This window comes from Nitrospira sp. Nam74, from assembly GCF_965152615.1.
On sequence record NZ_OZ224220.1, the window covers coordinates 4,465,764 to 4,482,758 of the forward strand.

Genomic DNA, 16,995 nt, shown 5'->3' on the forward strand with positions numbered 1-16,995 from the left:
GTGAAGAAAGGAACGCCATGACACCCTACACTGACATGTGCCTGACCCTGACCCCGCAACAATACGCCCTAAAAGAGAGCGTTCATCAGTTTGCACGGGGTGTGCTGCGTCCAGCCGCCATGGCACTGGACCGCATTCCGAATCCCCAGGACGTCATCGCACCCGGTTCTCTCCTTTGGACCACCATGAAAGCCGCTTACAGTCAAGGCTTCCATACGGCTTTGGTACCGCGTGCCTGCGGTGGCTTAGGCCTGCAAGGATTGGATTTGCACCTGGCACTTGAAGAACTTGGCTGGGGCAGCGCGGACTTTGCCGCCAGCATTGCCGTCGCGGGATTCCCGTTCTCCTCAGTGGCCGCTACAGGAAACGCGGCACTGGTCGACGAACTCGTCCGTCCCTTTGTCGAGGATCACGAGGCCCGGTTCGTCGGCTGCTGGGCGTTGACAGAGCCGAGTCATGGATCAGACCGCTTTCAGGTCGGCACGCCGGAATTCTATGATCAAAAAATTACCGGACAAGTGACAGCGCGGCGAGATGGCGATTCGTATGTGATCAATGGACAAAAAGCTGAGTGGATCTCAAACGGCACGATCGCCACTCACGCCGTCACATATCTCACACTGGATCCCACCAAAGGGCTCGCCGGAGGTGGAGTCGCCTTCATTCCCTTAAACCTGCCCGGCGTCACCAAAGCGGCCCCTCTTGACAAGGTCGGCCAGCGCGCGCTCAACCAAGGCGGCATGACGTTCGAGAATGTCCGCATTCCCACTCGCTACATGCTCATAGGCCCGGAACTCTATGAAGCGGTGCTCCAGCGAACGTTGGTACTGACGAATGGAGCGATGGGCGCCGTATTTACGGGCGTTGCGCGAGCGGCATACGAAGAGGCCCTAGCCTACACGCGCACGCGCATCCAAGGGGGAAAGCCGCTCTGCGAGCATCAGCTTGTGCAGAAACATCTCTTCGACATGTTTACGAAGGTGGAAACATGCCGGGCGCTGTCGAGGGCTGCCATGATTTATAACGATGCGGCCGAGACTCCAGCCGTCGAATATGCCATTGCCGCGAAGACCTATTGCACGCAAGCCTGCTGGGACGTGGCGAATACGGCGCTTCAATTGTTCGGCGGCAAAGGCTTGAGCCGGGGATATGTGATCGAGAAACTCTTTCGCGACGCGCGAGCCTCGCTCATCGAGGATGGCTCGAATGAAGTCTTGATGCTGATTGGGGCCCGCCAGTTGCTCAATAAATACGGGGAGAGTGGTCATGCGCCGGCATCATGACGATGAGGCAGGTGCGGGCAGTCCGTCCGTCCCCAGGCGAGCGATGGCTTGGTTCAACAGATGCAGCGAGTTGCCCTTGTAGAACACATCAGTGACTCCCAAGACCCGTGCCTTGGCAAGAAGGTCATCGCTCGGGGCACCTGTGAGAATAATGACCGACGCCGTCGGATCCACTGCCCGGACTTCCTTTAGCACGTCGATGCCGTCCAAGTCTGGCAGGCGTAAATCCAACACCGTGGCCTTTGGGCGATGCTTCCGGAACAGGTCGACGCCGTGTTTGCCGCTCGTCGTAGTAAGTACTTCATGACCGTGATGCCCCAGGACCTGTCGAAGAAGAATGCAAATAAGCTTGTCGTCGTCGATGACGAGGATCTTGGACATAGCCTTGTCGCTCTCAACCTCGTTTCCTCAGACCATCTACTCAACACATATCATCAACGTAAGTGATGGTCAAATAGGCCTCCCCGAGCTCAAGGCCTTGCGCACTTCTCCCACTGTTTTGGCGTCAAGGCCGGCCCGGCGCAGTTGATCGTCCGTCGCGCCGGCAATCTTCTCCAGATCGCCGAACGTCTTCAGCAACCGATTTCTTCGAATCGTGCCGATGCCGATGATGCCGTCCAACTCCGAAGCGACCAGCGCTTTCCCCCGCAGCTTGCGATGATAGGTAATCGCAAAGCGGTGCGCTTCATCGCGAATGCGTTGGAGCAGATGGGTTGCCGGAGAAGAAGGATTGAGCAGGACCGGATTTTTTCGGCCAGGAAGAAAGATGCGCTCTTCTTTTTCGCCACGCGCCTTCGCGAGTCCGATCATCGCGAGCTCTGTTCGGCCGATGGTTCTCAATCCTTCCATCGCAGCCATCAATTGGCCGAGCCCCCCGTCGATCATGACCAGGTCGGGAAGCGGAAGCTCCTGAGGCTCGTGATAGCGTCGGGTCACCACCTCTTGCATGCTGGCAAAATCGTTCGCGCCTTCGACGGTTTTGATACGGTATTTGCGATAGTCCGCTTTCTTGGCTTGCCCCTCTTCCCACACGACCATGGAGGCGACGGATTGATCACCCATCGTGTTGGAGATATCGAAGCATTCGATGCGTCTCGGGACACGGGACAAGCGGAGGAGCCGCTTGAGTTCTTCTACGGCTTGTCGATCGATCTCTTGATCCCGTAAGTGATTGGCAACAGCCGCGCCGGCATTTTCCTCGGCCAGGAGAAGAAGTTGATGTTTCGCACCCCGCTCCGGCGTCACGACACGAACCGATTCGCCTTTTTTCTGCGACAGCCAATCTTCGATCACCGGCTTGTCCTCCAGAGAGACAGGGATCAGCAACTCTTTCGGCGGCAGTCCATCTTTGTTGTAAAACTGTTCAATGGCCGACCGTACGAGTTCTTCGTCCGGCGTGTCGGCCCCCTCGGGCCAGAAGAAATCCTTTCGACCGATTAATAAGCCGCCTCGAACGAAGAGCATCTGCAGGTCCACAGCCGTTCCCTGCCGCGCGATCCCCATGACATCCTGGTCGATCGCGCTGGTCTGCGTCACGCGCTGCCGTTCCAAGGTCCGATCGATCTTTACAATCCGGTCTCGCAAGCGCGCCGCCTCCTCGAAGTTCTCCTGCTCCGCGGCCGTTTCCATCTCGGCGCGCAAACCGTCCAGCAGTTCCGTATCCCGTCCTTCCAAGAACATTCGCACCTGCTTGACGATCAGGTGATACTCTTCTTTCGTCTGATTGCCGATACAAGGCGCCATGCATCGCTTGATTTCGAACTCCAGACAGGCACGCTCAGCCTGCCCATTAATCTCAATCTCGCAGGTCGCCAGCGGGAACACTTTACGGATGACCTTCAAGGTCTCGCGCATGGCGCCGGTCGGCACATAGGGACCATAGTAGAGGGCGCCGTCTTTCTGAACCCTGCGGACGATCGACAGCCGAGGGAAATCCTCTTTAATCGGCAAGCGCAGGTATGGGTACTGCTTATCGTCCCGCAGGACGACATTAAAGCGTGGCCGGTGTTGCTTGATCAGATTGCTTTCCAGAATCAACGCTTCCAATTCCGATCTCGTGACAATCGTTTCGATATCGGCCACCTGCCCCACCAACACACTGGTCTTAGGCGTATGATCGCTTCCCTTCAGGAAATACGATCGCACCCGATCGGCAAGCACACGTGCCTTTCCGATGTACACGATTTCGCCCCGCGCACTCTTCATCAGATAGACGCCAGGCAGTTCGGGCAAATGGTCGAGTTTGGATTGGAGTTCGGATGAAAGTGGCATAGTGATAATAATCGAAGCTGTCAGCGATCAGCATCAGCACGCAGCCTGCGAAAAATAGACCCATTGATTTTACGGCGGGGAGATCAAGTCGAGCAAGCGGAACCAGCGATTCACCTATTTCATCCCTGAGGCGATCGGTGATCGCCAACATCTTAGGCCAATGCGGTGCCCGGCTGCTTCTCAATCAGCTCAATCTCATACCCGTCGGGCGCATCGATGAAAATAAAGCGATTGCCCGACGATGATTGGGTGGGACCGTCGGTAATTTTGACGCCTTTCGCGGTCAGGTCACGCATGGTCTCGTCGAGATTCTCGACCTGAAACGCGAGATGGACCAGATCTTCCTGCACCTTGACGGGTCCACTGGGCGGATAGCTGGCTAATTCGATGAGCTCTTCACTATTCGGTACTTTCAAAAAGGCCAGGTGAGATCCCCGCGGCGAGGTTTTTCTCTCCATTACTTCCAATCCAAGCACGGTGGTGTAGAAACGTATGGTCTGATCGATATCGCTGACGCGCATTCTCGTGTGAAGAAGTTTGGTCACCTGCATCGTACGCTCCGGATTTCTAGCTTTCAGGTCTCCGCCTCCAGTGGTCAGCTATGGGCCTTAGAGGAGCGAGCCGTATGAGATCTTTGCATCGCCTGACCGCTGATGGCTCATCGCTATTCTATCATGTCGATCTAGCCGGTCCGATTGTCTTTCGAAGGAGAATTTCGGAGGTTCCCGGCATCAGCAGGTCCGGTAATGGACCTACTTCCACATAGCCGTTGCGTTCATAAAATTGGCGGGCCGCCGCGTTGAAGTCGGACACGCAGGCAAAGAGGTTCGTGGATCTTGCGAAGACAATCCTTTCCATGTGGTTCAATAAGGCGCGTCCCAACCCTTTACGTTGCGTCGACGGCGCGATGGCCAGAAGTTCCAGATAATCGCCGAACAGAAATTGCCTGCGCAGCAGGGCGAGACCGGCCACCATACTCTCCTGCTCCAAGACATAGCCTTCCCGGCCTGCTGGAAGAGGCGTAAAGAGCCGTTCCCAATGCATTGCGGTATAGCCGAGGCGTTTCCACGGATCGGAATCGGCCAGCATACGAATGACCTCCTCACGGTCATCCGTTCGATAGGCTCTAATGGTCGGACGATCGTCGGTCATGGGAAGACGAGAAGGAACATTGATCCAATAATGTGGAGACCGTGACCGGATGATACCCTTGTCGAACGATAAGCTCGTCGTAGAGATCGGCAACAACTTCCCGGGTGTGCCGGCCTTTGCCATTCGCGTGCATCACCACGATACTGCCGCTCCCGACACGCGACTTCACGGTGTTGAAAATCTCGGCTTCAGACAGATGAGGATCGGGGTCGCCGGATACGACATTCCAGAGAATAAACCGGAGACCTAACACCTCTGCCAGGCGAATGGTGACTTCATTGTACTCTCCGTATGGCGGCCGAAAAAGGGTCGCGTTGTGGCCGTATTTGCGTCGAAGAAGAGTGGCGGGTTGCATGATCTCATGTCGTTGCTGTTCGTCATCCAGCTCAGGCAGGTGCGCGTGCACGTGGCCATGCGTCCCAACTTCAAACAACGGTACGGCGAGCAATGCACGGACCTCAGCATCGTGTTTCGCCATCCAGCGCCCTGACACAAAAAACGTGGCGGGAATCTGCTTCTCAATCAGCATCCGGATCAGCGGCTCATCATATCCGCTCCCTTCCCGCACGGGGCACATGTCGAAGGTCAGTGCCACCGTCTTGCAGTTCCTGGGTCCCTTCCGAATAACTTCAGCCAGTCCTTCGCCAGACGCACTCCCGGACTCAATGGCTAGAAACATTAGAAGGATTAGAACCGCACGCATCTTCTTTTCTTGCTTAAATGTGAGCGCCCAAAACGGCAATCCCACCCGCCCGCTATGGTGATATTCTGCGATATCGCTGCATGAATCAAGTAGAGGGTCACGGACGTCCTACACAATGGAAATGAAAGTTTCGCCGGCACTACGATAGCAATGAGAGTCAAGATTGCCGGTCTCGGCCCTGTTGGAGGCGATGCACAATTTCGGCCCCGAAGAGAAACAAGGTGGCCGAATAATAGATCCACAGCAGAAAGAGGACAACAAACAGGAGGGAGCCATACAACCGGCTGTACACGGCCAGAGTGGTGACATAGTTACTGAACAAATGTTTGGCCATCTCCCAGAGTATGGCCAGGATCAAGCCACCGATAAACGCGTGGCGCCAAGGAGGGCGCCGTTGCGGCAAATAACGATAGAGACCCGCCACAGCGATGAGCACAATACCGAAGGGAAGGAGATAGGAAAGGAGAAATCGGTAGGCGACGACGGCGGCCACATCAAGTTTTCCCATACGAGGGGCATAGAGCACCAGCAGCCCTAATATCTGGGTGACTAAATAGGACAGAAGTAGCAGGAGCCCTACCAACCCGACAAGGGCGGCCGACATGGCGGCCGACAGGAGAGGATGACGTTTTCTTTGCGTCCCAAAGACGACGTTCACAGCGTAGTCCATCTCATAGAACACCTGCATGCCGAACCAGATCGCCGTCACCACAATGACCCACCGGACGGCCTCGATCCCCGCCACCCGTTTAATCTCTTCAGCGAGATTCGGGCCGAGGGCCGGAAGAAAGCCGTTCAGAAAGTTCAGCATTAGTTCATGTCCGACCTGGTGCCGCAGCACCGTACTCAATCCATAGAGGAGAACAAAGATGAGCGGGAAAAAGGATAAGAGTGAAAAGTAAGCCAGCGAACCAGCCAGACTTGGGCAGCCATGCCGCCGAAAGTCGGAGACGGCTCCGCCGAGCAGTCGGAAGAAGGCGATCACGTGAATGAGTGCGGATCCAGCATGAGGCTTATATCAGGACAATTATTTGAAGGTCAGAACTGATTGGGTCGTCAGCGACACGAGAGCATTGGGGAACAGTCCCAACAGCACGACACCGGCCAGCGCACACGCCAACACAACCGTCATCGCGGGAGAAGCGACGAACCGAGGGGCTCGGCTCCCCACCGGTTTCGGGTCCCGCATATACATGACCATGACGACCCGGAGGTAGAAATAGGCCGAGATGGCGGTTAGCACAACGGCCACGATAGCAAGCCAGGTCAATCCGGCTTTAATCGCGGCCATGAAGAGGTAAAACTTTCCGATAAAGCCGGCGGTCGGTGGGATGCCGGCCAACGACACCATAAAAACGAGCATCAGCAACGCGGCGACCGGATGCCGCATCGAAAGGCCCGCAAAGTCTTCGATGTCGTCACCGTCGACACCTTCCTTGCGCACCATGGCGACAACCGCAAACGCCCCTAATGTCATGAACGAGTAGACCGCCAGATACAGCATGACACTGGAAAGGCCAAGCGTTCGGACACTGCTTTCGGCCTCGGCATGTCCGGCGACCACGACGCCGATCAAGGCATATCCGGCATGCGCAATGCTTGAGTAGGCCAGCATCCGTTTGATATTCGTTTGCACGATGGCCACCACATTGCCCAAGATCAGCGTGGCGACACAGAGGACGAGAAACAACAGTTCCCAATTCGCCTTGAGCCCGCCCAGCCCTTCCAAGAAGACGCGCATAAACGCGGCGAAGCTGGCGACTTTGGAGGCCACTGCCATGAAGGCCGTGACGGAGGTCGGGGAGCCTTCATAGACGTCCGGTGTCCACATATGGAACGGTACAACAGCGATCTTGAATCCGAATCCGACCACCAAAAGAATCATCGCCAACAACATGGCCGGATCGTCTAGGCCGAGTGTATTTGTGGCTGCCGCAATCGCCGACAAACGGGTGCTCCCGGCCAGGCCGTAGAGCAGGGAGATGCCATACAGCAGAATGCCGGAGGAGAAGGCCCCCAGCACAAAGTATTTGGCCGACGCTTCCAAGGAGCGGGATTCGACCCGCCTGAATCCGGCGAGCACGTACAAGCACAAAGACATCAGTTCGAGACCCAGATAAATCGTCAAAAGATCCGCCGCCGACACCATAATCATCATGCCGATAAGCGACAGGAGGAGAAAGCCGTAATACTCCGCCAGATGGATGCGTTCTTCCTTTAAGTAAGACATCGAGAGGAGAATGGTGAGCGCGCTGCCTCCGCATAGCAGCAGCTTCCAGAAGCAGGCATATGGATCGATGATGACGAGATCGCTGAATGCCGACACCACTCCACCCATCTGCGAAGCCGTGACGCCGATACAGATGACGAGAGCCGCGAGACTCAGCCAGGCCAACCAGTCTTTTTTTCCAGCAGGCGTAATGGGGTCAAGCGCTAAGACTAGGCACGCCGTTCCAGCGACTATTAATTCGGGCAAAATGGCAAGCAGGTCGCCGATCGGTAAGGTCATCGCGAACCTGCGGGGGTATAGGCGAGCGGCGAGACGCCCGACGGGAGGAGGGGCTCTTCTAAGGGCCGGTACCCGACAAGACGGCCGCCTTTGTCGTGATCAATCCGTTCAACCAAGCGATTCACCGTCTGGTGCATCGGCGTCAGAAGAGGCGACGGATACACACCGATCCAGAAGACGAGGGCAGCCAAAGGAGTCAGCATGGCCATTTCTCGCCAGTTCAAATCCGATAGGTGTGAAGCCTGACTCTTGGAGGGTACGCCAAAGGCCACGCGCTGCACCATCCAGAGCATGTATGCGGCGGCCAAAATGATGCCCAGCGAAGCGATGACCGCCGCAAAGCGGCTCCAAAAGAACGTCCCGACCAACACCAGAAATTCACCGACAAAGCTATTGGTCCCGGGCAGTCCGAGCGACGACAAGGCGAAGATGACGAGGAACGTGGCGTAGCGCGGCATCGGCCCCGCCAATCCGGTATTATCCATAATGAGGCGGCTGTGCGTCCGCTCATAGATGATTCCCACACATAAGAAGAGGGCTCCGGTTGTGATACCGTGATTGACCATCTGCACGATGGCGCCTTCGATTCCCTGTTCGTTCAACACAAAAATGCCTAGGGTGACAAATCCCATGTGACTTACGCTTGAATAGGCAATCAGCTTTTTGAGGTCGGACTGAGCCAACGCCATATACGCGCCATAGATAATGGCCACCACGGACAGCGAGATCATGACGGGCGTGAAGATCACCGTGGCGTCAGGCAAAAGCGGGAGCGTGAACCGCAAGAACCCATAGGTTCCCATCTTTAACAGGACGCTGGCTAGAACGACGCTGCCCGCCGTCGGGGCCTCCACGTGCGCATCCGGCAGCCACGTGTGAAAGGGGAACATCGGGACTTTTACGGCAAAGGCGATAAAGAAGGCCCAAAACAACCACTGCTGCAGGACGGTGGGATATTCCACCTTGCTCAACAATTGAATGTCGAATGTTTGGCCGCCTTGGAAGTACAGCACGATGATAGCAACCAGCAGTAAGACACTCCCTGCCAAGGTGTAGAGGAAGAATTTGATTGCGGCATATAGCCGGTTCGGCCCTCCCCAGACACCGATCAGCAAGTACATCGGGATCAACATCGCTTCCCAAAATACATAAAACAAGACAAAGTCCAAGGCCGCGAAGACGCCGACCATTGCGGTTTCCATGATGAGTAAACAGGCCATGAACTCGCGAATGCGCACCGTAATGGAACGCCACGATGCCAGCACACACAACGGCATCAGAAAGGCCGTCATAATGACCAACGGCAGGCTGATTCCATCCACCCCGACGCTGTAACTAATAGGAGGGATACTGATCCAGTCCGCCCGTTCGGCAAATTGCATCTGAGCCTGATGCGGATCAAACTGAAGCCACAGCGGCAGCGACACGACGAACGTGATCACCGTGACGGCGAGCGCAGTCGCACGAACGGCGGTCTTAGGAACGGCAAAGAGAAGCGCGGCGCCGACGAGTGGCAGGAAAATCACCAGGCTAAGCACGTCGAGGACTCCTCGGGTAAAAATAAAAAGGCAGATGTAAGAGTGGAGCCAATAACATGAACATTGGGGCCTTTTTTCTTTTTACCTTTTACTTTTTCGTCACTAAAACAACAGGTATGCGGTCAGGATTAGGACCGCTCCCAACGTCATACCAAGGGCGTAGTGCTGTGTTTGGCCGCTTTGCAGCAGCCTCATGAACCAGCCCCACCAGGCGATCGTGCGCGCCACACCGTTCACAGCGCCGTCGATCACTCCCACATCAATGTGCGCCCACATGCGATCGGCCAGCCGGAACGTCGGTTGCACAATCTGCCGATCATAGACTTCGTCGACATACCATTTGTTGAGGGATAGTTGGTACACCTGACGCCATTGATGAGCCAGGCGATCGGCCAGCCATGGAGATTGGACATAGACCACATAGGCCGCACCGATCCCGGCCAGTCCCACGAGCGTTGCCAACACCATAATCACCAGCGAGGCCGGGCCATGATGTCCTTCGGTCTCGCCGAACACGGGGTTTAGAAAGTTTGGAATCCCGACGTAGCCGGCTGCGATACTCAGCACCGCCAACACCACGAGCGGAATCGTCATGGTCGGTGAAGGCTCATGGATGTGCCGGGCATGATGGGGGTCGACTCTCGAGTTTCCCCAGAACACGACAAAGATGAGGCGAAAGCTATAGAAGGCGGTAATGCCCGCGGTCATCAGCCCGAGAATCGCCAGAACCTGTCCGAATGAGCCGGCGGCCCAGGCTCCAACCAAAATTTCGTCCTTGCTGAAGAACCCGCTGGTCAACGGAAACCCGGCCAACGCCAGAGACCCGATCACCATGGTCCAGTAGGTCGTCGGCAACTTGTCTTTCAGCCCGCCCATTCGGCGGATATCCTGCTCATGGTGCAGCGCAATAATGACCGATCCAGCCGCAAGGAACAGCAACGCCTTGAAGGCCCCGTGGGTCAGCAGATGGTACATACCGGCCGTATACGCCCCGAGGCCGCACGCCATCACCATGTAGCCGAGTTGGCTGACGGTGGAATAGGCGACAATGCGTTTGATGTCGTTCTGCGTCAGCGCAATACTGGCTCCTAACAGCATCGTAAATGCACCGGTCGCGGCGACGATCGCCATCGCCGTCGGCGAGGCATTATAGAGCGGCGCAAGCCGTGCCACCATAAAGACGCCGGCCGTGACCATGGTCGCGGCGTGAATAAGTGCCGAGATCGGCGTGGGGCCTTCCATCGCATCGGGCAGCCAGACGTGAAGCGGGAATTGGGCCGATTTGCCGATGGCGCCGATAAAGAGCAGCACGCAGATAAGGGTTAAGGTCGAAACTTCCCAACTGCCGCCGAAGGGCGCCAAAAGATTGGTCGTCGCTCCCGCGAAATCGGGCGTTTGGGCAAAAACATGCCGATACTCAAGCGAGCCGAACGTATAAAGGATCAACAGCAAACCGAGGAGAAAGCCGAAATCGCCGACACGATTGACAATAAACGCTTTCGTCGCGGCCGCTCGAGCGGAGTCCCGTTCATACCAATGGCCGATCAACAGATAGGAACACAGTCCGACCGCTTCCCAAAAGACGAACAGTTGCAGAAAGTTGTCCGCCATCACGAGCATGAGCATCGAGAAGGTAAAGAGCGCAATGTAGGCAAAGAAACGGGCGTACCCCTTGTCTCCCTGCATGTAGCCGATGGTGTAAATGTGAACGAGCGAGCTGACGGTCGTGACCAACACCAGCATCACGGCCGTGAGTCGATCGACATAGAGTCCCAACTCGATGTGAAGATCGCCGGAGGTCATCCAGCTGTAGAGCGGGATGGAAATATTCTTTCCACCGGCGGTTTCAAGCAGCGCGAGGATAGATAAGAGCAGCGAGCCTACAACGGCAGGCACGGCAATGAGATGTGCGCGCGATTTGATCCAATGAGCGCCCAGGCCCACGACAAGAAATGCCAGAAACGGCAGAAGTGGAATCGATTTATACAAGACGGCGTCCATCAGGCTTGGCCCATCACCATTTTAGGAGCTGGAATTCATCGACATTGATGCTGGACTTGCTCCGATACAGGGCAATGATGATGGCTAACCCAACGGCCACTTCCGCGGCGGCTACCGTGAGCGCAAAAAAGACGAAGACCTGTCCGGATACATTTCCGAGATAGCGGGAAAATGCCACGAAGTTAATGTTCGTCGCGTTCAACATGAGTTCGATGGAGAGCAGGATAATGATGATGTTGCGACGGATCAGCACTCCGACCAAACCCGTGGTAAACACGATCGCGCTGAGGATGATGTAGTAGCTCAGGGGAACCATAGCCAATGCCAAATTAAACATTAAGAACGAAAAATTTGGCTTTCATCTCCTCATTTTTCATATTGAACTTCATTGTTAATGGCGGGCCTCGAAGAGGTCCCGCTTTGCCAGGATAATGGCCCCGATCATGGCGACGAGCAGGATCAGGGATGCCACTTCGAACGGAAACAGATAGGTGGAGTACAGTGCCTCTCCAATCGTTTCAGTATTCCCGTCGACGGCCTGCCTGCCATCCGACACTCCTAAATCTGCTGTTGCTGTGTCTCTCGAAAAGCTGTGTTGCACGACCAGCAACAGCGCTTCCGTGAGAATTGTCACGCCCAGCAAGGCACCCACTGGATATTGCGCATGATAGCGCTCATCCCGCTTGACGTTCAGCAGCATCACCACGAAAAGATACAAGACCAAGATAGCCCCGGCGTAGACGATGATTTGTACAGCGGCCAGAAATTCCGCATGGAGCGTCACGTACAGCCCGGCGACATGAAAAAACATGATGAGCAGGGCCAGTGCACTTTGAACAGGGTTGCGCAACGCGACCACGAGAATAGAGGTCAGCACGATGACGCCGGCGAAATAAGAGAAGAAAAGCGTCGCCACAACTAGCTCTGATTATCCATGAATGCCGTAGCGAGGCGGACGAGGCCGAAGCCCGCCGTGGTTTCTCGCCAGTGAGAGCGACGCAGGCGTACTCTCTGCGGTACGCTGAGGAGCCCGAGCGAAAAAAGGCGCGCCGGGCGAAGGAATCGGTTGCCGTAGTAGGTGTTCATGAATAATCCGAGCTAGCCAGATGCTTTCTGGGGGAGATTTTTATAGGCGACGTTGAAGAAGGCGACGTTGGGGTGCTGCAGTTCCAGTCTCTTCTCACGCACGGGATACGATCGATCCCCGATCGCCAGGAGTTGCTGTTTATTCAGATGGAGCTGGCGCTTGTCGTAGACAGACCACTCGAACTCACGCGTCATGCCGAGGGCGTCGACGGGGCACGCCTCCACACACAGCCCGCAAAAAAGGCACCTGGTCATGTCCATGTAATATTCTTTGGCAAATCGTTTCGTGGGCTCGCCCGGAACCTCTGAACTGACAACACGGATGACCCGCGACGGACACGCCGCCTCGCACAGATCGCAGCCGACGCACTTCTCCGTCCCATCATCATAGCGAAGGAGCGCCAGCATGCCGCGATAGCTATCCGGCAACGTCCGCTTCTCGTGGGGATATTGCAAGGTGATCGGCTTGTAATTCAAAAGATGCTTCATCGTCGCCCGCATCCCGACGAGAATTTCATAAAACGTAATGGTCTTCAGCCAGGCTTTGAACTTTTTCATTTCTTAGCTTTCAGCGGTCAGCTTTCCGACACCTCTTTCTTCGTTGAGGGCCGAGGGCTGACAGCTTCCCTGCTTCACCTCGGGAAAATATAGGCCAAAATCGAGGTGATCAAAATATTCGCCAGCGCGATGGGAAGCATGACCTTCCACCCGAATCGCATCAATTGGTCGTAGCGCAGCCGCGGAAGAGTGGCGCGCAACCAGAAGAACAGGAACAAGAAGAAATAGACCTTGACCGTAAACCAGAAAATACCAGACAGCCACGCCAAATGCGCCAACGAGCCGTTGAACTGCAGGAAGGGAGCCGGCGCGTTCCACCCCCCGAGAAACAAAATGGCGGCGATGCACGACACCAGAATCATATTGGCGTATTCGGCGATGAAAAAGAACGCGAACCGCATACCGCTGTATTCGGTAAAAAATCCGGCCACGAGTTCGCTCTCCGCTTCCGGCAGGTCGAAGGGAAGCCGATTGGTCTCCGCCACGGATGAAATCACATAGACCACGAAGGCGAAGATCTGTGGAAACGGGAGCGCAATCACGAACCAATTCCAAAACCACCCGGATTGCGCTTCCGTGATTTTGACCAGGCTCAGCGATCCGGATAATAAGATGACTCCGACAATGGCCAGACCGACATTGAGTTCGTAACTGATGATCTGTGCCGCGGACCGAAGCCCGCCGAGAAGTGAGTATTTGCTGTTCGAGGCCCAACCACCCAGAATAATGCCGTAGGCTCCGATCGAGGCAAACGCGAGCACGTACAGAATACCGATATTGATATCGCTCACAATGAAGGGTTTGACCTGAAGGCCGAATATCTCAATGGCATCGTTTGGACCGAACGGAATCACGGCAAACCCGATCAGGGCAGGAACGAGGGCGAGGATCGGCGCGAGACTGAACAAAAACTTATTGGCGCCCGCGGGGACAATATCTTCCTTAAAGAAGAGTTTTAACCCGTCCGCAATGGGCTGCAGGATGCCATACGGGCCGACCTCCATGGGGCCCATCCGATCCTGCATCCAGCCCAGCACTTTACGTTCGGCCAACGTCAAAATCATCACGGTCAACATCACGACGCCCATCACGGCCGCGATCTGCGCCACCGATATCGCCGCTCTTAACCCGATTTCAGTCATCTCGGTCTCACTCCGTTAAACGTGAATCGTCATTCGTGAGCGCAAGCCCTTGTGGAACGTATAACGAATACCCTGCTACGCCACGCGTTCGATCGTGACAGACGCCGCCCTGTAATATGGCACTCCGGTTCGGTCATCAATGGTCAGCGGCATCAGTGATAGTGCTTGCTCATCAAAATGCTCAGGGAACGTGACCAAGCCCTCAGGAAGCCGATCACGCAGGGTCACGGTCGCGGTCATCTCGCCGCGCTCATTTGTCACGCGAACGCGATCACCTTCCACAATATTCAGCGTGCCGGCATCGATCGCATTCAGGGCCAGTTTTCCGTCCGCTTCCACCTGGAGCAATCCCTTGGCCCGCGTCGAAAACTTTCCGGAATGGAACAAGCTTTGCGACAAGACGAGGGTGAAACTCTTCGCATTGCCTGTACGGCTCTGGAGGCCATAGCGACTGGCCTGATCTTCGGCATAGCCGCTTTCAAGATAGTGGTTGACGACGGCGGCGTCCGGCCTCGGGGGCGTCGGCACGGGGCCTAATAAGGCATAGCCTGGAATGACGGATCGGATTTCTTTGAAAATTTCCTTGGCATCTCCATACTCAATGGGGTAGCCCATCAACACTGAGAGGGCCGACAGAATTTCCCAATCCGGACGGCTCTCCCCAATCATATCGATTGCCCTCCTTACGGGCTGGACTAAGCCTTCAGTATTCGTGAAAGTACCGTCCTTCTCGGCATAGGAGGCCGCCGGTAACACCACATGCGCCAGTGCCGCGGTCTCCGTCATAAACAGCTCCTGACACACGACCAATTCACACTGCTGCAACGCTTCCTTTGCGCCTGCTGATGCGGGCAACGATCCGACTGGATTTTCTCCGACGATATAGAGCGCCTTGACGGCGCCCTTCTTGGCCTCTTGAAGAATCCCCGTCAGCGTGTGACCGGCCCCTTGCGGCAACTCTTCTTTCCACAAACCAGCGAGACGTTCGCGCGCTTGGCGGTCAGTCAAATCACTTGGACCCGGCAGGAACTCGACGACGGCCCCCATTTCGACGGCGCCCTGATCGTTGTTCTCTTCAGCGAGGATGGCCAACCCGCATCCACGCCGGCCGTGGTGACCGGTCAACAGCAAGAGATCCAGCAGATTCGTCGTGATACCGGATCCGCCAGGATGGCGCAGGATGCCTTGCCCGACGACGATGATGGCCCGCTTCGCCTGCGCAAAGACGCGAGCGGCGTCTCGCCAGGCCACCGAGGCTCTACCCGTCGCCGTTTCAATCGAGTCCCATGAAATGACTCCAAGCGCGTCGGTAACCCCTCGAACGTAGCCCGGGGCCTGCCGCGTGAGTTCCGAATCGACGAGGTTCTCCTCAATCACGGCTTTGATCAATGCAAGCACCATCGTGCCGAACTGATCGGGATGGCCTGCAAAATCGTGGGTCGAAAGATTCGCGATGTTACTGATCTTACCGACTGCGGGAACAAGCGCTTCAATGGTCAACAAGGACGCGCCATGCTTTTTGACGGCTTCTTTGATCTTGAGCCCGGTAATCGGATTGGTTTCCGTCACATTGGTTCCGACCAACAACAACGCATGGGCGGACACGATGTCCTCGAAGGTGACCGTCCACCGATGCGTCCCTTGAACCCGTCGGAGCGCCCGCACGCCGTTGACATGCCCATACCGCGCGCTGCTGTCGATGTTATTCGTCCCGATTGCGAGGCGCATGAACTTTTGAAAGACGTACAGATCCTCGTTGGTGCAGCGGGACGTGATGAGACCCGCGAAGGCCTGCGGACCGTGCTTCAGCTTGAGATTGATGCAGGCCTCTGCGACATACTCGAGCGCCTCTTCCCACGTGGCCCTCACCAAGACGCCGTTTCGTCGAATCATCGGCTGGGTAAGGCGGTCGGGATGCGTGCTGACGTGATAGCCAAAGAACCCCCGTGGGCAGAGGTCACCATTATTGCGGCCGGCCCCATGCGCAGCATTGACTTCGATCAGCTGATTGTTTTTGGTCTGCACCGTAATCCGACACCCGTCGCCGCAATAGGTGCAGATGGTATCGGCGCGCTTCAGCATCCAGGGCCTGAACTCGTACATGGAGAGCCGACTTGTGATGGCGCCGACGGGACAAATCTGCACACATCCGCCGCAAAACTCGCAATCTAATTCGTGCGTGGCGAAGTGCTTGATTTCCGTCATGGTCCCGCGTCCAACGGGCGCCAAGGCCTTCACGTCCATGATCTCATCGCAATAGCGCACACAGCGCAGACACTGCACACAGCGGTTCATTTCTTTTTCAATCAAGGGGCTGAAGTACTCTTTTTGAAAGACGCGCTTGATTTCGATGAACCGGCTCGTGGTGGGCGTATACTGATGGGAGAAATCTTGCAGGTCGCATCGTCCGCCCTGATCGCAGACGGGACAATCAAGCGGGTGATTCGCGAGTATGAACTCGAGCACGGATTTATGGGCGTCGTTCACGACCGTCGTGGCCGTTCGCACGACCATGCCGTTGGCAACCGGCGTACTACAGGAAGTCTGCAGTTTCGGCACCTTCTCGATCTCGACCAGGCACATCCGGCAGTTCGCATCCGGCTTCAATTTCGGGTGATAACAGAAATGGGGGATCATCACCCCGGCCTGACGCGCGGCTTCAATCACCAACGTCCCCTTCGGGACGGTCAATGTTTGGCCGTCGATCGTGACTCTGACTGTGTCGCTGTCTGTAGTACCCGGCATCTGAACT

Annotated in this window: 15 protein-coding genes; 1 reads left to right on the top strand and 14 read right to left on the bottom strand. The window is 56.1% G+C overall.

Features of this window, described 5'->3' with window-relative positions:
* Positions 1-17: 17 nt before the first annotated feature.
* Positions 18-1,283, top strand: a complete 1,266-nt coding sequence (locus tag ACWHYZ_RS21005; protein WP_447984617.1) for an acyl-CoA dehydrogenase family protein — start codon at positions 18-20, stop codon at positions 1,281-1,283.
* Here the strand turns inward: ACWHYZ_RS21005 and ACWHYZ_RS21010 are convergent.
* The 14 genes from ACWHYZ_RS21010 to nuoG form a co-directional block, all read right to left on the bottom strand.
* Positions 1,278-1,664, bottom strand: a complete 387-nt coding sequence (locus tag ACWHYZ_RS21010) for a response regulator (RefSeq protein WP_447984618.1) — start codon at positions 1,662-1,664, stop codon at positions 1,278-1,280. The two genes, ACWHYZ_RS21005 and ACWHYZ_RS21010, sit on opposite strands and share 6 nt — an antisense overlap.
* A 69-nt stretch (positions 1,665-1,733) precedes the next feature.
* Positions 1,734-3,554, bottom strand: a complete 1,821-nt coding sequence (gene uvrC / locus ACWHYZ_RS21015; protein WP_447984619.1) for an excinuclease ABC subunit UvrC — start codon at positions 3,552-3,554, stop codon at positions 1,734-1,736.
* A gap of 152 nt (positions 3,555-3,706) precedes the next feature.
* The gene (locus ACWHYZ_RS21020) at positions 3,707-4,105 is read right to left on the bottom strand and encodes a VOC family protein (protein ID WP_447984620.1); all 399 of its coding nucleotides are present in this window, start codon (positions 4,103-4,105) and stop codon (positions 3,707-3,709) included.
* A 121-nt stretch (positions 4,106-4,226) separates the two neighbouring features.
* A complete protein-coding gene (locus ACWHYZ_RS21025; RefSeq protein WP_447984621.1) occupies positions 4,227-4,643 on the bottom strand; it encodes a GNAT family N-acetyltransferase in 417 nt (138 codons plus the stop codon).
* A gap of 37 nt (positions 4,644-4,680) precedes the next feature.
* Positions 4,681-5,409: a polysaccharide deacetylase family protein gene (locus tag ACWHYZ_RS21030; RefSeq protein WP_447984622.1), complete on the bottom strand. Its 729-nt coding sequence runs from the start codon at positions 5,407-5,409 to the stop codon at positions 4,681-4,683.
* A 157-nt stretch (positions 5,410-5,566) separates the two neighbouring features.
* Positions 5,567-6,394 (bottom strand): YihY/virulence factor BrkB family protein, encoded by an 828-nt coding sequence (locus ACWHYZ_RS21035; protein ID WP_447984623.1) that lies wholly within the window; start codon positions 6,392-6,394, stop codon positions 5,567-5,569.
* Positions 6,395-6,436: 42 nt separating this feature from the next.
* Positions 6,437-7,918, bottom strand: a complete 1,482-nt coding sequence (locus ACWHYZ_RS21040) for an NADH-quinone oxidoreductase subunit N (protein ID WP_447984624.1) — start codon at positions 7,916-7,918, stop codon at positions 6,437-6,439.
* Complete coding sequence (locus tag ACWHYZ_RS21045) at positions 7,915-9,456, bottom strand: NADH-quinone oxidoreductase subunit M (RefSeq protein WP_447984625.1); 1,542 nt, start codon at positions 9,454-9,456, stop codon at positions 7,915-7,917. Before ACWHYZ_RS21045 ends, ACWHYZ_RS21040 begins: the two co-directional genes overlap by 4 nt.
* A 102-nt stretch (positions 9,457-9,558) precedes the next feature.
* Positions 9,559-11,457 carry an NADH-quinone oxidoreductase subunit L gene (gene nuoL / locus ACWHYZ_RS21050; RefSeq protein WP_447984626.1) on the bottom strand — a complete coding sequence of 633 codons (1,899 nt, stop codon included), beginning with the start codon at positions 11,455-11,457 and terminating at the stop codon, positions 9,559-9,561.
* Between the two features lie 13 nt (positions 11,458-11,470).
* Complete coding sequence (gene nuoK, locus ACWHYZ_RS21055; RefSeq protein ID WP_447984627.1) at positions 11,471-11,773, bottom strand: NADH-quinone oxidoreductase subunit NuoK; 303 nt, start codon at positions 11,771-11,773, stop codon at positions 11,471-11,473.
* Positions 11,774-11,848: 75 nt separating this feature from the next.
* Positions 11,849-12,373 carry an NADH-quinone oxidoreductase subunit J family protein gene (locus ACWHYZ_RS21060; RefSeq protein ID WP_447984628.1) on the bottom strand — a complete coding sequence of 175 codons (525 nt, stop codon included), beginning with the start codon at positions 12,371-12,373 and terminating at the stop codon, positions 11,849-11,851.
* A gap of 182 nt (positions 12,374-12,555) precedes the next feature.
* Positions 12,556-13,101, bottom strand: a complete 546-nt coding sequence (gene nuoI, locus ACWHYZ_RS21065) for an NADH-quinone oxidoreductase subunit NuoI (RefSeq protein ID WP_447984629.1) — start codon at positions 13,099-13,101, stop codon at positions 12,556-12,558.
* A 74-nt stretch (positions 13,102-13,175) separates the two neighbouring features.
* A complete protein-coding gene (gene nuoH / locus ACWHYZ_RS21070) occupies positions 13,176-14,243 on the bottom strand; it encodes an NADH-quinone oxidoreductase subunit NuoH (protein WP_447984630.1) in 1,068 nt (355 codons plus the stop codon).
* A gap of 75 nt (positions 14,244-14,318) precedes the next feature.
* Complete coding sequence (gene nuoG, locus ACWHYZ_RS21075) at positions 14,319-16,988, bottom strand: NADH-quinone oxidoreductase subunit NuoG (protein WP_447984631.1); 2,670 nt, start codon at positions 16,986-16,988, stop codon at positions 14,319-14,321.
* Positions 16,989-16,995 lie beyond the last annotated feature (7 nt).

What these genes read in the sequence shown, in the direction of transcription:
- ACWHYZ_RS21010 (WP_447984618.1), bottom strand. Translation starts at nt 1,664, where the DNA reads ATGTCCAAGATCCTCGTCATCGACGACGACAAGCTTATTTGCATTCTT.
- uvrC (WP_447984619.1), bottom strand. Translation starts at nt 3,554, where the DNA reads ATGCCACTTTCATCCGAACTCCAATCCAAACTCGACCATTTGCCCGAA.
- ACWHYZ_RS21025 (WP_447984621.1), bottom strand. Translation starts at nt 4,643, where the DNA reads ATGCTGGCCGATTCCGATCCGTGGAAACGCCTCGGCTATACCGCAATG.
- ACWHYZ_RS21005 (WP_447984617.1), top strand. Translation starts at nt 18, where the DNA reads ATGACACCCTACACTGACATGTGCCTGACCCTGACCCCGCAACAATAC.
- nuoI (WP_447984629.1), bottom strand. Translation starts at nt 13,101, where the DNA reads ATGAAAAAGTTCAAAGCCTGGCTGAAGACCATTACGTTTTATGAAATT.
- nuoK (WP_447984627.1), bottom strand. Translation starts at nt 11,773, where the DNA reads ATGGTTCCCCTGAGCTACTACATCATCCTCAGCGCGATCGTGTTTACC.
- nuoH (WP_447984630.1), bottom strand. Translation starts at nt 14,243, where the DNA reads ATGACTGAAATCGGGTTAAGAGCGGCGATATCGGTGGCGCAGATCGCG.
- ACWHYZ_RS21030 (WP_447984622.1), bottom strand. Translation starts at nt 5,409, where the DNA reads ATGCGTGCGGTTCTAATCCTTCTAATGTTTCTAGCCATTGAGTCCGGG.
- ACWHYZ_RS21020 (WP_447984620.1), bottom strand. Translation starts at nt 4,105, where the DNA reads ATGCAGGTGACCAAACTTCTTCACACGAGAATGCGCGTCAGCGATATC.
- nuoG (WP_447984631.1), bottom strand. Translation starts at nt 16,988, where the DNA reads ATGCCGGGTACTACAGACAGCGACACAGTCAGAGTCACGATCGACGGC.
- nuoL (WP_447984626.1), bottom strand. Translation starts at nt 11,457, where the DNA reads ATGGACGCCGTCTTGTATAAATCGATTCCACTTCTGCCGTTTCTGGCA.
- ACWHYZ_RS21040 (WP_447984624.1), bottom strand. Translation starts at nt 7,918, where the DNA reads ATGACCTTACCGATCGGCGACCTGCTTGCCATTTTGCCCGAATTAATA.